Here is a 769-nt window from a genome sequence, read left to right on the forward strand (position 1 = left end):
TTAGTGACTCCGACCACCATGTTTTGCAACAATGCACGAGCCGTACCAGCTTGAGCAGTTGAGTTAGCAACACCTTCACGGGCGTTAGTACGTAACTCACTGTCTTCTTTCACTAGTTCAACTGCATCGTTTACAACACGACTCAGTGAGCCCTGGGCACCTTTAATCGTGACTTCCTGGCCATTTAGCGTAACTTCAACGCCAGCAGGAATTTCAATGGGTGCTTTAGCAACACGTGACATTTCCTACCTCCTAATTACGCTACGTAACCGATAATTTCGCCACCAAGACCAGCTTGGCGAGCGGCACGATCAGTCATCAGGCCTTTAGACGTCGAAACTACTGCGATGCCAAGGCCACCCATTACGTTAGGCAGCTCGTTGCGTTTCTTATAGATACGCAGACCGGGGCGACTAACGCGCTCGATTGTTTCAATTACTGGCTTGCCTTCGAAATATTTCAATTCGACTTCAAGCTCAGGTTTAACAGTACTCTCGGCACTGTAACCAGTAATAAAACCTTCTTCTTTCAGAACTTGAGCAATCGCCACTTTCTGCTTAGAAGACGGCATTTTAACCGTTACTTTGTTAGCACCTTGAGCGTTGCGAATGCGTGTGAACATATCCGCAATTGGATCTTGCATGCTCATATTTGCTTTCTCCCGTGATTCGTGGCTTACCAGCTAGCTTTTTTCAAGCCAGGAATTTCACCGCGCATCGCCATCTCACGGACCTTGATTCGGCTCATACCGAATTTACGAAGGAAACCA

General features: G+C 47.3%; 2 protein-coding genes and 1 pseudogene. All 3 read right to left on the reverse strand.

Features of this window, described 5'->3' with window-relative positions; translation table 11 throughout:
- A partial coding sequence (locus B3180_RS04890) for a 50S ribosomal protein L6 (RefSeq protein WP_286843345.1) occupies positions 1-242 on the reverse strand: 242 nt, incomplete at its 3' end.
- 14 nt (positions 243-256) lie between these two features.
- Positions 257-649 carry a 30S ribosomal protein S8 gene (gene rpsH / locus B3180_RS04895; protein WP_011235133.1) on the reverse strand — a complete coding sequence of 131 codons (393 nt, stop codon included), beginning with the start codon at positions 647-649 and terminating at the stop codon, positions 257-259.
- A gap of 26 nt (positions 650-675) precedes the next feature.
- Positions 676-769, reverse strand: a pseudogene (gene rpsN, locus B3180_RS04900) (30S ribosomal protein S14); the annotation flags it as partial.

Source organism: Idiomarina sp. UBA4206, assembly GCF_002383015.1.
In the GTDB taxonomy this organism is placed as follows: domain Bacteria; phylum Pseudomonadota; class Gammaproteobacteria; order Enterobacterales; family Alteromonadaceae; genus Idiomarina; species Idiomarina abyssalis.

Excerpts from the sequence above, each read along its gene's own strand:
- rpsH (WP_011235133.1), bottom strand. The coding sequence starts at position 649 with ATGAGCATGCAAGATCCAATTGCGGATATGTTCACACGCATTCGCAAC.